General features: G+C 59.3%; 17 protein-coding genes and 1 rRNA gene. 6 read left to right on the top strand and 12 right to left on the bottom strand.

The window, feature by feature from the left end; all coding sequences use genetic code 11:
- Nucleotides 1-12: 12 nt before the first annotated feature.
- Nucleotides 13-207, bottom strand: a complete 195-nt coding sequence (locus JNJ45_00090; GenBank protein ID MBL8047057.1) for a hypothetical protein — start codon at nucleotides 205-207, stop codon at nucleotides 13-15.
- Nucleotides 208-371: 164 nt separating this feature from the next.
- Here JNJ45_00090 and JNJ45_00085 point away from each other — a divergent pair, with 164 nt between their 5' ends.
- Nucleotides 372-818, top strand: a complete 447-nt coding sequence (locus JNJ45_00085) for a transcriptional repressor (GenBank protein ID MBL8047056.1) — start codon at nucleotides 372-374, stop codon at nucleotides 816-818.
- Between the two features lie 11 nt (nucleotides 819-829).
- On the opposite strand, the gene JNJ45_00080 is transcribed toward JNJ45_00085, so the two are convergent.
- Genes JNJ45_00080 through JNJ45_00065 form a run of 4 tightly spaced genes read right to left on the bottom strand, consistent with a single transcriptional unit; the run spans nucleotide 830 to nucleotide 4,454 of the window.
- Nucleotides 830-2,404, bottom strand: a complete 1,575-nt coding sequence (locus JNJ45_00080) for a trypsin-like peptidase domain-containing protein (GenBank protein ID MBL8047055.1) — start codon at nucleotides 2,402-2,404, stop codon at nucleotides 830-832.
- 20 nt (nucleotides 2,405-2,424) lie between these two features.
- Nucleotides 2,425-3,420, bottom strand: a complete 996-nt coding sequence (locus tag JNJ45_00075) for a hypothetical protein (GenBank protein MBL8047054.1) — start codon at nucleotides 3,418-3,420, stop codon at nucleotides 2,425-2,427.
- Nucleotides 3,421-3,429: 9 nt separating this feature from the next.
- Nucleotides 3,430-3,867 carry a zf-HC2 domain-containing protein gene (locus JNJ45_00070; GenBank protein ID MBL8047053.1) on the bottom strand — a complete coding sequence of 146 codons (438 nt, stop codon included), beginning with the start codon at nucleotides 3,865-3,867 and terminating at the stop codon, nucleotides 3,430-3,432.
- Nucleotides 3,864-4,454, bottom strand: coding sequence for a sigma-70 family RNA polymerase sigma factor (locus JNJ45_00065; protein ID MBL8047052.1), 591 nt, complete (start codon nucleotides 4,452-4,454; stop codon nucleotides 3,864-3,866). The genes JNJ45_00070 and JNJ45_00065 overlap by 4 nt, the downstream gene beginning before the upstream one ends.
- 206 nt (nucleotides 4,455-4,660) lie before the next feature.
- Here JNJ45_00065 and JNJ45_00060 point away from each other — a divergent pair, with 206 nt between their 5' ends.
- The 4 genes from JNJ45_00060 (at nucleotide 4,661) to JNJ45_00045 (ending at nucleotide 8,518) form a co-directional block, all read left to right on the top strand.
- Entirely contained in the window at nucleotides 4,661-5,869 is a 1,209-nt protein-coding gene (locus tag JNJ45_00060) for a type II secretion system F family protein (protein ID MBL8047051.1), read from the top strand.
- A gap of 113 nt (nucleotides 5,870-5,982) precedes the next feature.
- Nucleotides 5,983-7,251: a sigma-70 family RNA polymerase sigma factor gene (locus JNJ45_00055; protein ID MBL8047050.1), complete on the top strand. Its 1,269-nt coding sequence runs from the start codon at nucleotides 5,983-5,985 to the stop codon at nucleotides 7,249-7,251.
- Between the two features lie 96 nt (nucleotides 7,252-7,347).
- The gene (locus tag JNJ45_00050) at nucleotides 7,348-7,671 is read left to right on the top strand and encodes a cyclic-di-AMP receptor (protein MBL8047049.1); all 324 of its coding nucleotides are present in this window, start codon (nucleotides 7,348-7,350) and stop codon (nucleotides 7,669-7,671) included.
- Complete coding sequence (locus JNJ45_00045; GenBank protein MBL8047048.1) at nucleotides 7,658-8,518, top strand: hypothetical protein; 861 nt, start codon at nucleotides 7,658-7,660, stop codon at nucleotides 8,516-8,518. Before JNJ45_00050 ends, JNJ45_00045 begins: the two co-directional genes overlap by 14 nt.
- Here the strand turns inward: JNJ45_00045 and csrA are convergent.
- Genes csrA through JNJ45_00020 form a run of 5 tightly spaced genes read right to left on the bottom strand, consistent with a single transcriptional unit; the run spans nucleotide 8,515 to nucleotide 13,178 of the window.
- On the bottom strand, nucleotides 8,515-8,721 hold the full coding sequence (gene csrA / locus JNJ45_00040; GenBank protein ID MBL8047047.1) for a carbon storage regulator CsrA: 207 nt from the start codon (nucleotides 8,719-8,721) through the stop codon (nucleotides 8,515-8,517). The genes JNJ45_00045 and csrA overlap by 4 nt on opposite strands.
- Nucleotides 8,722-8,753: 32 nt before the next feature.
- Nucleotides 8,754-9,215: a flagellar assembly protein FliW gene (locus tag JNJ45_00035; GenBank protein MBL8047046.1), complete on the bottom strand. Its 462-nt coding sequence runs from the start codon at nucleotides 9,213-9,215 to the stop codon at nucleotides 8,754-8,756.
- Between the two features lie 37 nt (nucleotides 9,216-9,252).
- Complete coding sequence (lspA, locus tag JNJ45_00030) at nucleotides 9,253-9,762, bottom strand: signal peptidase II (GenBank protein ID MBL8047045.1); 510 nt, start codon at nucleotides 9,760-9,762, stop codon at nucleotides 9,253-9,255.
- A gap of 5 nt (nucleotides 9,763-9,767) precedes the next feature.
- A complete protein-coding gene (gene ileS, locus JNJ45_00025; protein MBL8047044.1) occupies nucleotides 9,768-12,542 on the bottom strand; it encodes an isoleucine--tRNA ligase in 2,775 nt (924 codons plus the stop codon).
- Nucleotides 12,543-12,569: 27 nt separating this feature from the next.
- The gene (locus tag JNJ45_00020) at nucleotides 12,570-13,178 is read right to left on the bottom strand and encodes an N-acetyltransferase (GenBank protein ID MBL8047043.1); all 609 of its coding nucleotides are present in this window, start codon (nucleotides 13,176-13,178) and stop codon (nucleotides 12,570-12,572) included.
- A 292-nt stretch (nucleotides 13,179-13,470) separates the two neighbouring features.
- Here JNJ45_00020 and JNJ45_00015 point away from each other — a divergent pair, with 292 nt between their 5' ends.
- On the top strand, nucleotides 13,471-14,952 hold the full coding sequence (locus tag JNJ45_00015) for an oligosaccharide flippase family protein (protein ID MBL8047042.1): 1,482 nt from the start codon (nucleotides 13,471-13,473) through the stop codon (nucleotides 14,950-14,952).
- Nucleotides 14,953-15,500: 548 nt separating this feature from the next.
- Here the strand turns inward: JNJ45_00015 and JNJ45_00010 are convergent.
- Both JNJ45_00010 and JNJ45_00005 read right to left on the bottom strand, forming a co-directional pair.
- A complete protein-coding gene (locus JNJ45_00010) occupies nucleotides 15,501-16,148 on the bottom strand; it encodes a transposase (GenBank protein ID MBL8047041.1) in 648 nt (215 codons plus the stop codon).
- 612 nt (nucleotides 16,149-16,760) lie between these two features.
- Nucleotides 16,761-16,896 (bottom strand): 16S ribosomal RNA (locus tag JNJ45_00005); the annotation flags it as partial.

The raw sequence follows: 16,896 nt of genomic DNA, 5'->3' as shown, positions 1-16,896 counted from the left end.
TCGGAGGGAGCCTTAGGCTTCCTTGCCGCCCGATTCCTTGTACGTGGCTTCGTTGACGAACTTGTAGAGGTCGCGACCATCGTGCTTGCCGATCAGGGCGTAGCGCACTTGCTCACCGGCTTTGGTCTTGCGAATCATCTTCTTCTTGGTGATGTTGCTATCAGCAACTTCAACATGTTGGCGAGCCTTCAGATCGTAAAACTTCATGAGTTTATTTCCTATCGATGTCGGTTCCCCGGAGCTTCGCCGAGTGGCAACCGCTCTAGGTTCAATTGAACCTGACGCAACAAGCGTACTGTTCGATTCGAGTTTGACCGCAAAAATAGGAGTTGTCAAGGGAATATGGGCAAAAAGGCGTAGAATAGTGCGGAATGGACGCGAAAGAGTTCGAAAATCGGGCGATTGAGGCTTTTCGTACCGCAAATTTACGGGTAACGATGCCGCGCATCGAAGTCGTCCGCGTCCTCGCCACCAGCGAGCGATCGCTCAATGCGCAAGCCATCTTCGAGCGGATCAAAGAGCGCGGCAATCGCATCGATCTGGTGAGCGTTTACCGCACGCTCCAGGTGCTCAACGAGATCGGGCTGATTCACCACTTGGGAATGGTGGATGGCTATAGCGCGTGCAAGCTCGATTGCTCACACAGCCACGACATGCAGCATTTTGTGTGCGGCACGTGCGGCAAGGTCACCGAGTTTGAGATTCCCAACTGCGCCCGCAACGATCTGGCGGTGCAGGTCAAGGAGGACGGCTTCGTCCTCAGCGAAATGCGCATCGAACTCAGCGGTCAGTGCGCGCAGTGTGTCCGCGCGCACTGAGCTTTCGGTCCTTAGAACGTGAACGTAAACGAGCGGCTAATCAGGCCGTCTTCGTAATTCTCAATCGCCATTGAGCCTTCGTCGCCCACCTTTTTGCCTTGCATGGCGCGCGTCACGTCGTCGGGCGTAGCGACATCCTGGCCGTTGAGCTTGACGATGAGGTCCCCAGGCTTCAGGCCAAACTGCTCGGCCACCGATCGAGCCGACACGCTCGTGATGAGCGCACCCTTTTTGCCGGCTGGGATGTTGAAGTTCTTGCGATCGGCGTCGTCGAGCACCTTCACCATCACGCCGATTTTGGCCGGGCTACCGATGGTTGCCTTGTTCGGCGCGGGAGCCTTTTCGCCCTGATTCGGGAACAGTTGATTCGGGTCGTCCTGGTTGTCTTCCTGCCCCCACAGCCGCGGGAATTGCGGCAGCAGCGGGCTGGATTGTTGCGGTTCGGCTTGAGCAATCGGCGAGGAGCCAATCGTCACCTTAGTGCTTTGCTCGGTCGCGTTGCGGACGTACTTCACTTCGGCCTTGTTGCCCGGCGCGAGGTCGAGCATGGCGTTGAGCAGGTCCTGTTGACCGCGCACGGGTACGCCCTGAATCTCGGTCACCACGTCGCCTTTGCGCAGGCCACCGGCGTAAGCGGGTGTGCCTTCCTGCACGTCGCGCAGCACAGCGCCTTGCTCAATCTTGCGTTGCGATTTTTCGTACGGGGTCAGGTCGCCCGGCACCACGCCGAGGAACCCGCGCTCCAGCTTGCCCTTGCTAATCAAACGATCGGCGATCAGGCGAACCTGGTTGCTCGGAATGGCAAAGCCGATGCCGACGTTGCCCGGCTCGGTGAGACCGCCGCCGCCCGAGTTGTAGATGCTCGTGTTGACGCCGATGACCTCGCCGTAAATGTTCACGAGCGGGCCGCCCGAGTTGCCCGGGTTAATCGGCGCGTCGGTTTGGATCATCCCGGCGTACGATCGCACGGTGCGGGAGGCTCCGCCACCCGCCAGACTGGTCCGTCCGAGCGCGGAAATGTGGCCGACGGTCACGGAGTTCTCGAGACCAAACGGCGCGCCAAAGGCAAGCGCAAACTCGCCCACGCGGATCGTGCCGCTGTCGGCAAGTTTGGCGGCGGGAAGTTCCTTCGCTTCCACCTTCACCAGCGCGATGTCATTGCGCGAGTCGCCCGAGGAGCGAACCGTGCCTTTCATCTCGCGGCCATCGTTGAACACGACGGTCACTTCCTTGGCGCCTTCCACCACGTGGTCGTTGGTGATAATCCAGCCGTCCGCGCGGAAGATAAAGCCGCTCCCCTGACCGCGCAGCGTGGGGTCGGGTTGACCGACCGTGGTCGGGGCATTCGCTTGGCCGCCCACCTTAATGTGCACGACGCTCGGGGCGACCGATTCGCTCACGTCGGCGAACGCCTGGTCCATTTGGCGAAGCAGGGCCATGGGCGAGCCGCTCGGCTCATTCCGAACGACCGAGGTTTGCGGAACGCGCTGGGCGAATGCCGGGCGGAAGCCGGTGCCAGTGAGGAACGAGCCCGTGGCGACGACGCCGGCGCACACGCCGAGGCCGATCCAGAGGGCGGGTTTCATCCAGAAAGGAGTTGTTTGCTTCATTTCTTTGGGTATTGAGAATAACTATTGGCCGTTGTCGCGAGTTCCCCGCGAGGGCTTTGGGCCCGGGTCGGCGAAAACGCTTCTAAAATTTCGGTGAGGAGCGGGGCCGGCGCGAGCCCGTCGGCAATGACACTGACTCCGCGCGCCTTGATTTGTTCGGTGCCGGGTATGGTCGGCATCACCTTGGTTTGGCCCTGCAGAATCGTCACCAGCGTCAGGCCATCGGTGACCCGCGTGATAAGGAATGCGCTCTCGGCATCGCGCCCGTTGTAGAACGAGTCCACCACCTCAAAACCCTTGGGCAGAGTCTTGGGGATCACCGGCGCGATCCGCAAGAGGACGCGCGTTTGCTGGTCGGTGCCCATCGGCTTGGGTCCCCACGTGGTCGCCCGATCCCAGCCGTTGGAAGCGGGCGGTTGCAGGGTGCCGCTATAAGGGCTCTGACTGAGCGTTTCGAAAATCGTGCTGTTCTGCTTGCCGAGCGAGACCTCGATCTTGAGCAAGTTGGTGGAGCCGCGCGCGAAGTACATGGTGCGGCGCGGGACATCTTTGGCCACCGGCTGAGCGGTGATCTTGGTGGTGAGCAGGCCCGCCACCTTGGGGCCCTTGCCCGAGCTGACCTTGTAGTTGCGCTCAATCAGGCGCATCCGCATCTTCGGATCGACCCGTGCCTGCTGCGATCCCCACGGACGGATAATCAGCTGCTTGCTGTCGGGGTAGTAGGTGTGCATCTCGCGGCCCGTATCAAAGCTTTGCACGCCCTGCAGGTTCAGGGGCTCAAGAATCGTGACCAGCGACTGACCCTCGCCGTCGCGCATCACCATCACTTTTTGAGTTTTCTGACCCGCGAAATTGCGGTGCTGTTGAATGAACACGCCGGGCGTCATCCGCTCGGCGCGGAGGGCGCGATCCAGGTACTCCAGCGGACTCTCCGCGCACAAAATGGCGGGGAGAATGGTGAGGAGAACCCCACTCAAACCTCGAACTTTCATGAAACAGGCTTACCGATTGTAGCTGGCGGCCGAAACCACCGGCACTTGGCCAGACAGGGGATCGGCGCCCCACACCGCGGCCGGATCGGCTTCCACCAATTGCGGCGCGGGCGCGGCCTTTGGCGGGGCGACTTGTTGTATCACAACATAGGAAAGACCCGCGATGGCGAGACCCGCCGCGGCGACCAGCGCCAGGCGATTCGGGCTCCGTCGGGCCGGGGAGAGGTCGGCGCCCATTACGTGAGCAATGAGGCGACTCTCAAAATCAGGATCGGGGCCGCACGTCGAGAGCTCGGCCAAGCTCAGCTTGATTGTGCGCAGGGCCTCAAGTTCTTGAGCGCAGCACGGGCAGAGTCGCAGGTGCTCGCGGATGCGGAGCATGTCTTCGCCACCGAGTTCGTTATCTACGTAGGCGGACAGTCGGGCAGTGGTCCAGGTGCAATTCATCGAAGCGAAATCTCCTTGAGGAAGTTAGGGCCGAGGCGTTCTTTCAATTGCTTTCTTCCACGATGGATGCGGCTGCGAACAGTGCCAACCGAGATGTCCATCATTTCTGCAATTTCCTCGTATGCCAGCCCTTCTACGTCAGCCAACATCACGGCCATGCGAAATTCCGGAGTCATTGCGCGCAATGCAATCTGGAACGGCTCGGCGAGGTGGCTTTCGACCATCGTCTCCTCAGGCGTTGAACTTTGGTCGGGCACGTCCCACGCTTTGTTCCCTTGCGGACCAACCGAATCCAAACTCGTGACCTTCAGGCGGGACTTTCGCCGAATCGAGTCGATGTGGACGTTGGTCATGATCCGGTACAGCCAGCTCGTAAATTGGAGCGAGCGATCGTACCGGTGGAAGAACCGAAAGGCACGGACGTAGGATTCCTGAACGAGGTCTTCGGCTTCGCTGGCGTTGCCGGTCAACCGAATCGCCAAGCTAAACACCTGACGGTAGCTTTCGCGCATGAGCTTTTCAAAGTGCTGACGGTTGTCAGCTTGGCTCTGGCTATCCGACTTGCGGACCGAGGCGAAAACATCCATAGGAATCTTAACCTAGTGTACGATATCGTTCGCCCAGGCAGTTCCCTCGGTCGGAATTTCTTTCAAAACTGCCAGATTTTCGGGGCGGCATCCGGCAAAACGACATTCTGCTTGAGGTTTAGCGGTTCCATAGTTAAACCAGGCAAGAAATATGGCAAAGAACTTCTTGGAGTAGGCCAACAACTAGGGTTGGTCCAAGGTTCACTATGCCGTATTACGCTTACACCGCAGTCGACGCATCCGGAAAACAGGTTCGAGCCACGATCGAAGCCGAAAGCGAGGCCTCGATTGTTGCCCGCCTGCGGGAGCAATCGCTGCACGTCATCGAGGTCACGGAGACCAAGAAGGCGTCCGCAGGTGGATCGAGCTTCGGCAAGAAGAAAATGAAGCCGAAGGCGCTCGTCGTCTTCTCCCGTCAATTTGCGACGATGATCGACGCGGGGATTCCCATTCTCCGCTGTCTGGAAATTCTGACCAACCAGTGTAAGGACCTTGCGCTGAAGGAAGTGCTGGAGCAGGTGTTTGTCGACGTGAAGTCGGGGACGCCGCTCAACGAGGCGATGGCCAAGCACCCGCAAATCTTCAGCAAGCTCTACATCAACATGATCCGCGCCGCCGAAGTTGGCGGGATCCTCGACATCATCCTGGAGCGCCTTTCGACGTTCTTGGAATACGAAGCCGAGGTGCGCGCCAAGATCAAGGGCGCGATGATGTACCCGGTCATGGTGCTCGGGTTCTCGGTGCTCATGTTGTTTGCGCTCTTCACCTTTGTGTTGCCGCGCTTCAAGGACATTTTCAAGGGCATGGACGTGGAACTCCCGACCATCACCAAGGCGCTGTTCGGCATGGGTGACTTCATGCAGGCTCGCTGGTGGATGATCATTCTGTTCGCCATCGGTGGATTCATCGGGGTGAAGCAGTGGGGCAAAACCACCAATGGCCGCTACAAGCTGGACTGGATCAAGTTGCATGCGCCGATCGTCGGCGAGCTTTCGCTCAAGATGAGCGTGGCTCGATTCTGCCGCACGTTCGGCACGCTCATCAACTCGGGTGTTCCGATGATGCGCTCGCTCGAAATCGTCTCCGAAACCTTGGCGAACAAAGTTCTGCAGGAAGCGATTGACAACACCCGCATGAGCATTCGTGAGGGTCAAAAGCTCTCGGCTCCGCTCATGGCCAGCGGCCTCTTCCCGGCGATGGTCACGCAGATGATTGACATCGGCGAAGAATCTGGTCGCCTGCCGGAAATGCTCGTCAAGATTGGCGACTTCTACGACACCGAAGTGGAAGCCACCGTGAAGGGTCTTACCTCGATGATCGAGCCGCTGCTCATCATCTTCATGGGTGTGATCGTTGGCTTCATCGCCATCGCCGTCATGAGCCCGATCTTCTCGATCATCCAAAGCGTTTCGTAATCTCTCTGGGCCGCACTGGCGGCCCCCCGACCAACCCTTGTGAACAAGCTTCCCGGCTTGTTCACCGCCAGCCCGCATGGATGTGGGCAAAGCAAATCAACGGAGTGAAAAACATGTCTGAACAATCGTTGCAACGTGAAGAGCAAGATGCTCTCGTACTGCGCTATCTCGAGCGGCCCCGGCCCGAACTCCAAGACCTGATCTTGGTTCAATATTCGCCTTTGGTGGAGCGCATCGCTCGCCGCTTTTCGGGTCTCGAAGCGCAAGAAGACCTCGTGCAAGTGGGCTTTGTTGGCCTGCTCAACGCGCTGAGCAAATACAACCCGGAAGCCGGAGTGCGCTTTAACACCTACGCCACGCACCTGGTAGCCGGCGAGATGAAGCACTATCTGCGCGACCGCTCGCAAACCATTCGCCAACCGGCCTGGCTGCAAGAGCTGCGCCACAAGGTCAACAAAGCCGTCGGCATTTTGCAAGCCGAACACGGTCGGCAACCGACGGTCGAGGAAATCGCGACCGCCGTGGGCATCACCGCTAGCGCGGTGGAGGAAGTGTTCCAAACGCAGGACATGCTCAAGCTGGCCTCGCTCGACCAATCGCAGGGCGAAGACGACAACGGCGCCGAAGTTGATCAACTGGACAGCGGCGACTTCTGCAAGGAGCAGCTTTCGGTGGAAGACCGCGTGCTGTTGGAATCGGCCATGCAACAACTGCGCGACGTCGAGCGCGACGTGCTGACGTTGTTCCACTTTGACGCGCTGAATCAAACCGAGATCGCGCACCGACTTGGCATTTCGTGCAACTACGTGTCGCACATTCTTCGCCAATCGCTGGGCAAGTTGCGCCGCATTCTTACCGCCGAAAACGATAAGGAAGTGCGCCTGCGCAAGCAAGTGGACTCGTTCCCGGATGATAACACCGTGGACCCGCTCACCGGTGCCTACAGCGAAACGTACTTCTTCACTCGCCTGCAAGAAGAGTGTCACCGCGCTTCGAGCATGGAAGGTCAAATGGGCCTGCTGCGCTTTGAGTTCGACGGCCTCGACTTGCTGGGTTCCTACTACGGCCAAGCATCGGTGGAAGACTTTCTGATGGACGTCGCCGACTTCTTTAAGGAAAATGTCCGCCGCATTGACGTGGTGTGCCGGGTCGGCAAGACCGGCTTTGGCGTAGTGCTTTGCGGCACCGCTCTCACCGCCGAGGTCATCGGGCTCCGCCTAAACGAGTTGATGCACGACTGGCTGGCGACGCGCCAAGCGCCGAGCGGTCCGGTCAAGGTGGTGTTGGGTTCGGCGACGTTCCCCACGGATGGTCAGGCGGCCCGCAAGCTGTACGACGCGGCGGCTCCGGCTCGCCCGCAAGGCAACAAGAAGGCCGCCTAGGGAACGGTCTTTCCCCAAGAACTCCCCCGCGATTCACTCCCGCGGGGGAGTTTTTGGGGCATGCTGATCGGGTTTAATGAGGTTCCTGATTCCGGCATGAAGCTCGCCATTTGCATCGTCCATTCCCGCGACAAGAATCGCTTGTCGGACGATCTGGTTGCGTCGGGATTTAAGTTCACCATCCTCAGCAGCACCGGCGGCTTTCTGCGAGAGGGCAACGCGACCTTCATGATCGGTCTGGACGACGATCAGAAGGAAGAGCTGAAGACCGTAATCGGCCGCAACTGCCACGCTCGCGAGCAGATCATGAGCGTGAACCCGGTGGAATCCGGCGCGGGCATGCTACCTACCGCGATGAAGGTGCCGGTCGGCGGCGCGGTGCTGTTCTTTATTCCTGTGGAGTCGTATGAGCGCTTCTAGCCCCGCCCAGCGCTTGCTGAGCGTCATCCGCGAGGGCTCGGGCTCCACCCACGCGGTGCTGTTTGTCGGCGCGGAGAATTCTGAGATCGAGGCCGTGACCCTCGAGCTGATCAACACGTGGATGGGCTGCGAACTCGACCGACCGCTGGACCGCAACATCGACGTGCTACGGGTGGCCGCGCAAGGTTCGGGCGGGTTCATCACGGTGCAAATGATCGTGCCGAAAAACCCGACCACCTTTGAAGGCACCACGGTGCAGATGTTTCTGCGCACTCGGCCCCTGATTCACCAAACAAAGGTGGTGTGGATTGACCGGCCCGAGCGGATGAACGATGCCGCGAGCAACGCCTTGCTCAAGATGTTGGAAGAGCCCCCGGCTCACGCGCGATTTGTGCTCACCTCGTCGTCGCTCAGCGGAATCGCGCAGACGATTATCTCGCGCTGCTGCGTGGTTGCCTGCCAACCCGGCGAAGACGATGGCGACTGGTCGCCGGCGGAGCGACTCTTCTGCGAAGGCAGCCTCGCCCGACGCGCGAAAATGCGCGAGAAGCCGGGTCCCTACGAGGACCTGCACAGCTTTTTGAATGATCTGCTTTCGCGCAAACCCAGCTACGCGATCCGCGCGACTGAGCAGTTTTTGGTGCTCGCCGACAAACTCCCCGGCAGTGGGACTCGCGAGAAGAATGTGGAAGGATTGCGCATGGTGGCGGCGTGGGTGCGGCACCATCAGTTGGCGCCGTCCATCGGCTTAAAAGTCGCCGAGGCGCATCGGCGCGTGACCATGATGGGCCACTCGGGGATGCAGTTGGATCCGCTGTTCTGCGAGATTTTGCTCGCGAAGAACTAGCCCGGCACGTCGCCGGGGTCCACGTCCGAGGCGGCCACATTCTCTTCGTGAATCTGCTCGAAGATTTCTTTGCGGTGAACCGGGACGTTTCGCGGCGCTTTGATCCCGATACGGACCTGTTCGCCGCGAACCTCCAGCACGACGATTTCGATCTCGTCGTTGATAATGATGCTCTGGCCGAGCTTCCTTGTTAAAACCAGCATGTCTCTCGCCCTCCTTGGCTCCGTTATCCGCGCTACGCGGCTGTCTTCACCGGAGACTCGATCACAAGTCGTTGCTTCACCGAGAACGCCGGGTTCTCGACAACGAATTGACGCGCCTCACGGGTATCTGCATTGATGACAATGGGCCCGGCCAGGTTCACGGTCATGTCGTCAGGTTTTCCACGAGGAATCGTGACGATAGTATAGACCACCTGCCCCGTTGTTGGCGTTAATTCCAAATCTTCCGCCGCTTGGTCGGTCAAAACCACGTCGTAATCGGCAAAAAACTGGAATGGGTCCACGACCAAAAAGGCGAGTTCCGGCCGTTGCAGCGACTGCATCCAGCGAAACGGGCTATCCGGTTTGTGTTCAATCAAGAGGAATTTGGTGAATCCCTCGAAGCCTAGCAATCCTTCGCGAACCGTCAGCACATCCTCCTTGGTGTACTCGATCTCGCCAAAGCGAGAGGTCATTACTTTCGTCATGGTTCGCATGTCCTGAGGGCACAAAACCCTCAAGGGAAGTGTTGGCTTATTCCGCTGAAACCTTAGGGGCTACTTCAGGATTTGCCAGCGGAGTCGGCGCGAACGCCCGTTCGAAGACGAACCGGATGCCAAAGAGCACGGCCCCGATGGTGATGCATACGTCGGCGACGTTGAATACCGGAAAGTTAATGAATCGCGCCCAAAACATATCCGTTACTTTGCCAAGCCAAATGCGATCGATCATGTTGCCGACCGCCCCGGCGGCCACCAGGCCCGCGGCGACATGGACAAACACGCGCTCGCCCGGATGGTTCGCCACAAAGCGGTAAGCCATCACCACAATCGCAATGGCGACCGGCGTGAACAAGATGGACATGCCCTTCATCATCCCAAAGGCGATGCCCTGGTTGTAGACCAGCGTGAATTCGAACACGCCCGGCCAGGGGAAGCCCGGGCTCTCGTGAAGCTGAAACCGTCCGCGCGCCCACGCTTTCACCACCTGATCCAACACGAGGAACAGGAGGCTGATCACCAGAAAAAGGCGGGCGCGCTTCATGGTTGTTAGTCTTCTACGCCCAACACCATGCGGTCGCGTTTGCTCAGCACCACGGTTTCGCCTTGGTACGTCACTTCGCGGCAATCCGGACGGAGCAAGCGGCTGCGCGCGCATTCGGCGTGCGGGCTCGGGCGGAACGAGACCGCGAATTCGCCCTTGGTGACGTTCACCTCGCTCATCTTAAAGAAGATCGCCAGGAACGCGCCAAGGCCGGTCAGCGCATGGGCTTCGGCTTCGGAGCAGACCAGATCGCAGATCGCCTTTTGACTATCTTTGACTGCACCTTCTTGCTTATATCGCTCGAATTCGGCAAACACTTGCTCGCGCACTCCCAGCGCCATGGCGATCTGCGTTTGCAGGGCATTGCCCTCAATCTCGCTGAGTCGCTCGGCCATCGGCCGGGGCATGACTTCCATGTGCACGCTCGCTTGGCGCTCGGCCAAAGGAATCCGCTCGTAGACTTCCTCCGCGGTATGCGGCAGAATCGGCGCGATGAGCTTGACCAAGGCCACGATCACGGTGTGGCACGCGCGCTGAGCCGCGCTCCGGGATGGCCAATCGGCGCCGTCGCAGTACATGCGGTCCTTGATCGCGTCGTTGTAGATGGCCGAGATTTCCTTCGCGCAGAAGTTGTGAATGGCGGTGATCGCCCGACCAAAGTCGTATGCCTCGTAAGCGTCCATCACGTCGGCCACCAAAAGCTCCGTTTGCTCGACGATCCACTGGTCAATCGGCTGATACTCCACCGGCGAGAGCGGATCGTAGCCGTTTAAGTTGCCGAGCAGGAACCGAAACTGGTTGCGCACCGTGCGATACTGGTCGCCGCACTGCTTAAGAATCGCTTGACTCACGGGAACGTCGTTCACGTAGTCCACGCTGGCCACCCAGTAGCGCAAAATGTCCGCGCCATTCGTGTTGCAAACCTGCACCGGGTCAATCACATTGCCCGTGCGCTTGGACATTTTCTGCCCCTTTTCGTCGTTGACAAAGCCGTGGGTGCCTACCGCGCGGAACGGCGCCTCGCCCTTGATGGCGGTGCCGATGATGAGCGACACGTTGAACCAGCCGCGGTGCTGATCGCTGCCCTCGAAGTAGATGTCCGCGGGCCAGATAGCCGGCCACTCGGGCTCGACATTACCTTCCAGCACGCAAAGGTTGGTCGCGCCGCTATCGAACCACACGTCGAATACGTCGGTTTCCTTGGTGAATTCCGTTTCGCCAGTGTCCGGGTGCATGTATCCGGCGGGCAAAATCTCCGCCGCCGAGCGCGTAAACCAGGCGTCGGAACCTTCGCGGTCGATGAGTTGAGCCACCGCCTCGATGGCGACGGGGTCCATTACTGGCTTGCCGGTTTCGGCGCCGTAGAAGATCGGGATTCCGACGCCCCAAGGTCGCTGACGCGACACGCACCAATCGGGGCGGTTGGCCACCATGGCCGTGATGCGAGTCTTGCCGGTCGCGGGCACCCATTGCACGCGCTCGATTTGGTCAAGCAGGCGCGGACGGAGGTCGTTGGCGTCAATCGACACGAACCACTGGTCGGTGGTGCGGAAGATAACCGGCTTTTCGTCGCGCTCGGCGTGGGGATAGCTGTGCGCGTAATCGCTTTCGGCGAGCAGAAGCCCAACCTCGCGGAGACGTTGCAGCACGACCGTATCGCAATCCTTGTAGAACACGCCAGCGAATTCGCCCGCTTCCTCGGTGAGGACGCCGCGGCCATTGACCGGGCACAGCACGGGCAGGCCGTACTTCTTGCCGGTCTGAAAGTCCTCGCGGCCATGACCCGGCGCGGTGTGCACGATGCCCGTTCCGTCCTCGGTGGTTACGTAATCGGCGAGCAGACCCACCGAATCACGATCGAAAATCGGGTGCTTAAAGCGCAGGAATTCGAACTCGGCGCCCGGCGTGCGGTTGACGATTTCGTAGTCGGCGATGCCGCAGGCCGCCATGGTCTTTTCGACCAAGGCTTCGAGCAGCAGGTAGTGCCGATCGCCGGCGCGCACCGTCGCGTACTCGTATTCGGGGTGAAACGCCACGCCGAGATTCGCGGGAATCGTCCAGGGCGTCGTCGTCCAGATGACGCAGTGCAGGTTCGGAAACTCGGGGAACTTGTCCTGCTCTTCGGGCTGGAGCGGAAACGCGACATAGATCGCCTTGCTCACGACATCCTTGTAGATGATCTCCGTGTCGGCGAGCGCCGTCTGCGAGGTTGGGCTCCACATGACAGGGCGCATGCCGCGATACACCTGGCCGATTTCGACCAGCCGCCGGAAGGTGCGCACGATCTCGGCTTCGTACCGGAACGCCATCGTGGTGTACGGCTTTTCCCAAAGACCGAAGATGCCGAGCCGCTGAAACTGCTGCGTTTGGATATCGAGATACTTGGCCGCGTGCTCGCGGCAAGCTTGGCGCAGGGTCGGCACGTCGGGCGAGAGCTTTTGCTCGTGAAACGCCTTCATCACGGTCTGCTCGATGGGCAGGCCATGGTTGTCGTAACCGGGCACGTAGGGGCATTGATAGCCCATGAGCGTGCGCGACTTGACGACCAGGTCTTTGAGGATTTTGTTCAGGGCCGTGCCGATGTGAATCGGGCTGTTGGTGTACGGCGGCCCATCGTGCAGCACAAACGTCGGAGAGTTCGCCCGCGATTCGAGAATGCGGTGGTACAGCCCCATTTCTGCCCAACGAGCCTGAATTTCCGGTTCGCGATTGGCCAGGTCGGCCTTCATCGCGATCGTGAACTCAGGATCGGGGAGGTTGAGGGTACTTTTGAACTCCATGAACCTGCCAGTTTACCTGGCGTGGGTTCAAACCACGGGCTGAGATTGCATGCGCAACACCTGACCGTCGGGCATCAAACGATACTCTTCGCCCTGCGAATCGGTGGCGGTTTGGTAGGGCTGGCCGGGGTCGGCTTTGAAGTCAAGCCGGTCGCCGTACGCGCTCATGTGGCCGATGGGCGTCGCCGGTACTCCGGCGACCATGGTGAACGCGGGCACGTCTTTGGTGACGACCGCGCCGGCCGCGACAAATGCGCCCTCGTGGAGCGTGACGCCGCAAACAATGGTGGCGTTGGCCCCGATGCTCGCGCCTCGCTTGACGATGGTGGTGTGATAATGCTCGCTGGTGGCGCGCGGAAACTCGCAGCGCGGCGTGAGCACGTTGGTAAACACACAGCTCGGCCCGCAAAACACATAGTCCTCCAGCACCACGCCCTCGTAGAGGCTGACGTTATTTTGAATCTTGACGAAGTTGCCGATGGTGACGTTGTTGGCCACCATCACGTTTTGCCCGAGGATGCAATTGGTTCCGATTTCGGCGCGGGGCAGGACGTGGCAGAAGTGCCAAATCTTCGTGCCCTCGCCGATCTTCGCGCCCTCATCTACAACGGCCGTGGGATGGACGAACGAACTCACTCACTGATGGTACCGCGCAGGACCTCGGGTGGCGTGCCTACGTGCGAAAGGATGAACGCTCGCCAAAGTGCGGCGCTCTCTTTAAAGGCAACCGACTCCTCATCCAGCCGACGCTTCAAAAGCCGTCGAACATCGGCAGGTCGCTGGCCGATGAGAACATTGGCGCAAAGGCTACGGCCAGCGAGCAAACAATCCGATTTAAACTGTGGTGGAGGTTCATTGTTGCCTCTTGTGACACTATAGCCGCTCTCGCATGCCGCCGAGGCGCAACCTGGTAATTTTGAGGAGCAGCGTGAGTCAAAGCAAGAATCTTTTTTTGGTCGGCGGGGCGAAGCTCCTGGGGCTTGCCGTCCAGTTTTTCACGATCCGGCTGTTCTTTGACATCCTTGGCAAGACCGGTTTTGGTGTTTGCAGTGCGTTGGTCAACTTGCAGCGCTTTGTTCTTTTGGCCGACCTGGGCTTGCCGGAATCCACCAATCGGCAGATGGCGGCGGCCTGGGCGAGCGGCGACGATCAGCAGGGCTTGCGAGTGTGGAACACGCACAAGCGAATCGCGCTGGTCGCGGGCAGCCTCATGGTCGTCATCTATGGCCTGCTCAGCCTGTTCTATCCCCTCCATCAGGTGGAGCTGGGCACCTCGCGCAAGGTGCTCCTGTTTCTTCTTGCCGGGATTTATACCGCTTTAACCTACGGAATTTATACATACGGAAGCTGGTTTAGCTCGCGGAGGCAGTTTGGTCCGGTGGCCACCGCGGCGCTTTGGATGAGCGTTGGCGGCGCGACGTTGAGCGCGGGACTCGTGTGGTGGCTCCGCTCGCAGGAAGCCTATTTCATCGGGTTCTCGACCGGCGCCGCGCTCGGGTTGCTGAGCCTCTATCGCCGGCGTCGCCAGGAACTTTCCTCCCGATCCACGCCGAGCTTTGACCCGGACGTGTTTAAGGAAGCTAAACGGTTTGGCATTCGCGCTCTGGCCAACAAGCTGAGCGGCGCGATTGGAAATGGAGCCGATCGGATTATTATTCACCAGCAGCTCGGCGAGGGCGCGATCGGCGTTTATAACGTCAGCGCGCGCGCGCCCGAGGCGGCGGCGGACGCTTTGCCGCTGTATCAAATCATCAGCCCTGAGTTGGTCGGCGCACATGCTAAGGGGCCGGAGCAGTTCAGTCGGGCGATTGATAGCTCGCTACGGACTGCCTTGCTCGTGGGCATTTGCGGCATCCTCGTGCCGTGCGCCTTCGGTTTTGGCTTTCTGCCATACCTTTTGGGCCGCAGTTTTGACGCTACATTGCCGTGGGTGATGGCCGGGATCGGCGCGTACCGCATGTTCGAGACGCTCTACTCGGCGGTTGCCGTGATTATCTATGCGAACGGGAATCCCGAGAAGATCATTCCGTTTACGCTGTGGAACGGCTTCGCCACGCTCTTTTTGTCGTTGCCGGCGGTCACGTGGCGCGGCCTTGAGGGGATTGTGATTATGAATTTGGGCATCATGGTGCTACAGTTCGTGCCGTTGTTGCGGATGACCCTGCGCACTTGTGCCCCTGACTTGCCGCGCCGAGCGCTGCTGACGACCTTCGCTCTCATGATCGGGGTGGGCACCGGCATCGGCCTGGGTGCGTTTGAGTTTGCTCGGTATGCCTATGGGCAGGGAATCGGTTGGGTCTCGCTTCTCACGGCGCCGCTCTTTAGCGGCCTGACTCTGCTCGTACTGGTGAAGACGAAGCTCGCGAAGGCACCAGAGTTCCTTGCTCGTCGCGTTCCGTTTCTACGGTAGTTCGGATTGAGCATCTTCGCCGTCTCGGCGATTTTCAGAACCGGCGAGACACCTGAGAGTCGGAAAAGAGTATCTTCGCCGTCTCGGCGATTTCCAGAACCGGCGAGACGCCGGTGTTACGGAACCGAGTATCTTCGCCGTCTCGGCGAATCGGAGCAGGCGAGACGCCAGCGAGACGAAAGAGGTATCTTCGCCGTCTCGGCGAATTCCAGAACCGGCGAGACGCCGGTGTTACGGAACCGAGTATCTTCGCCGTCTCGGCGATTTTCAGAACCGGCAGGAGGCCGGAGACACGGAGCGAGTATCTTCGCCGTCGCGGCGATTTCCAGAACCGGCGGAACGCCGGAGATACAGAGCGAGTATCTTCGCCACCTCGGCGATTTTCAGAACCGGCGGGACGCCGGAGATACAGAGCGAGTATCTTCGCCGTCTCGGCGATTTTCAGAACCGGCAGGACACCTGAGAGTTGGAACGAGTAGCTTCGCCGTCTCGGCGATTTTCAGAACCGGTGGGACGCCAGAGGTACGGAACGAATATCTTCGCCGTCGTCAGTCGATCTCGACAGCCCCAACCCACTTCCAGTTACGAAGCCCAGCCCGCGCGGGATTGTCCAAAACGTACTGGATGATTCGCCTGTAGGATTGCTCCGTTCTAATTAGGTGATCGTATGACTCCTTGTGCCAAAGGGAACCGGTTCTTCCCAACGCCTTGTTGATGGCGTGCGCAGAGTATGACTTCCAAGAATGAGTAATATCCGGAAGCTTGAAAGGAGCGATGGGTTGAAGCACAGTATGAACGTGATTCGGCATGATGCACCATGCGTGAAGATGGTAGCGCTGCTTGTCAAAGTGCCGGACAACGGCCTCCATAATCTCGGCGGCCGCTGAGTTTCTCAATAGGCACTCACCGATCCCACGGTCAAGTGCATCGGACACCCTTGCGCTCGACAACTCGTTTAGTCGCCGAATCTGCACGTCGTTGAGTTCTTGGTCACAATGGTGACTTAATAGGTGAGCCTTTTCGTCGCGGAGCAGAAGCACCACATCCTTGGGGAGACTATCGACCAGACGAAAAACAACATGGTAAATCCCATTCTCCCGAGTCCAGTGCGGAAGATAGAATCCCTGAGTTTTGGTAATCGCCGAATCGGCAAACTCAAAGACGGGCTCCGTACCATGATCATCCGATTGATTCATCGTTACCTCCTGAATGAAGTTTAACCGACCGTCGGTATCTTCGCCTCCTTCTATGACCGAACCGGCGGGACGCCGGAGATACACAGCGAGTATCTTCGCCGTCTCGGCGATTTTCAGAACTGGCGAGACGCCGGGCTTACGGAACCGGTATCTTGGCCACCTCGTCGATTCTTAGAACCGGCGAGACGCCGGAGATACACAGCGAGTAGCGTCGCCGTCTCGGCGATTTTTCAGAACCGGCGGGTCGACAGAGGAAGGAACGAGCATCTTCGCCGTCCCGGCGATTCTTCAGAACCGGCGAGACGACAGAGGTACGGAACGAGTAGCTTCGCCGTCTCGGCGAATACCAGAACCGCCGGGACGCCGGAGACACGGAGCGAGTAGCTTCGCCGTCTCGGCGAATTCCAGATCCAGTGGGACGCCGGAGATACAGTGCCCGTTTCCCAGTAAGGCACCAACTTCAACATACCTGACCTAGCAAAATGCAAAAAGCCCCGAATGATTTCTCATTCGAGGCTTCTTGCGAAAAGCTTAAAAGCTCAACACTCGTTTCAATCGTGACCGACCTGGAAATGTTGGATCCTGACGTGCAGGTTCCAAGTTCTTTTCCTTAAAGGAGGTGATCCACCCACACCTTCCGGTACGGGTACCTTGTTACGACTTAGTCCCCCTTACTCCCCTCACCTTCGGCCGCTCCCTCCTTACGGTTAGGCCACGGACTTCGGGTGAAGACAATTCAGGTGACTTG

Origin of the sequence: Chthonomonas sp. (assembly GCA_016788425.1) — a bacterium.
Classification (GTDB): domain Bacteria; phylum Armatimonadota; class Fimbriimonadia; order Fimbriimonadales; family Fimbriimonadaceae; genus JAEURQ01.
Note: the sequence above shows the minus strand (reverse complement) of the source record. Positions and strands in the feature narration are given on the sequence as shown.

Coding starts and splice junctions, on each gene's coding strand:
- JNJ45_00045 (MBL8047048.1), top strand. CDS start 7,658: ATGAGCGCTTCTAGCCCCGCCCAGCGCTTGCTGAGCGTCATCCGCGAG.
- JNJ45_00075 (MBL8047054.1), bottom strand. CDS start 3,420: ATGAAAGTTCGAGGTTTGAGTGGGGTTCTCCTCACCATTCTCCCCGCC.
- csrA (MBL8047047.1), bottom strand. CDS start 8,721: ATGCTGGTTTTAACAAGGAAGCTCGGCCAGAGCATCATTATCAACGAC.
- JNJ45_00010 (MBL8047041.1), bottom strand. CDS start 16,148: ATGAATCAATCGGATGATCATGGTACGGAGCCCGTCTTTGAGTTTGCC.
- JNJ45_00035 (MBL8047046.1), bottom strand. CDS start 9,215: ATGCGAACCATGACGAAAGTAATGACCTCTCGCTTTGGCGAGATCGAG.
- ileS (MBL8047044.1), bottom strand. CDS start 12,542: ATGGAGTTCAAAAGTACCCTCAACCTCCCCGATCCTGAGTTCACGATC.
- JNJ45_00065 (MBL8047052.1), bottom strand. CDS start 4,454: ATGGATGTTTTCGCCTCGGTCCGCAAGTCGGATAGCCAGAGCCAAGCT.
- JNJ45_00085 (MBL8047056.1), top strand. CDS start 372: ATGGACGCGAAAGAGTTCGAAAATCGGGCGATTGAGGCTTTTCGTACC.
- JNJ45_00055 (MBL8047050.1), top strand. CDS start 5,983: ATGTCTGAACAATCGTTGCAACGTGAAGAGCAAGATGCTCTCGTACTG.
- JNJ45_00070 (MBL8047053.1), bottom strand. CDS start 3,867: ATGAATTGCACCTGGACCACTGCCCGACTGTCCGCCTACGTAGATAAC.
- lspA (MBL8047045.1), bottom strand. CDS start 9,762: ATGAAGCGCGCCCGCCTTTTTCTGGTGATCAGCCTCCTGTTCCTCGTG.
- JNJ45_00060 (MBL8047051.1), top strand. CDS start 4,661: ATGCCGTATTACGCTTACACCGCAGTCGACGCATCCGGAAAACAGGTT.
- JNJ45_00080 (MBL8047055.1), bottom strand. CDS start 2,404: ATGAAACCCGCCCTCTGGATCGGCCTCGGCGTGTGCGCCGGCGTCGTC.
- JNJ45_00050 (MBL8047049.1), top strand. CDS start 7,348: ATGAAGCTCGCCATTTGCATCGTCCATTCCCGCGACAAGAATCGCTTG.
- JNJ45_00090 (MBL8047057.1), bottom strand. CDS start 207: ATGAAGTTTTACGATCTGAAGGCTCGCCAACATGTTGAAGTTGCTGAT.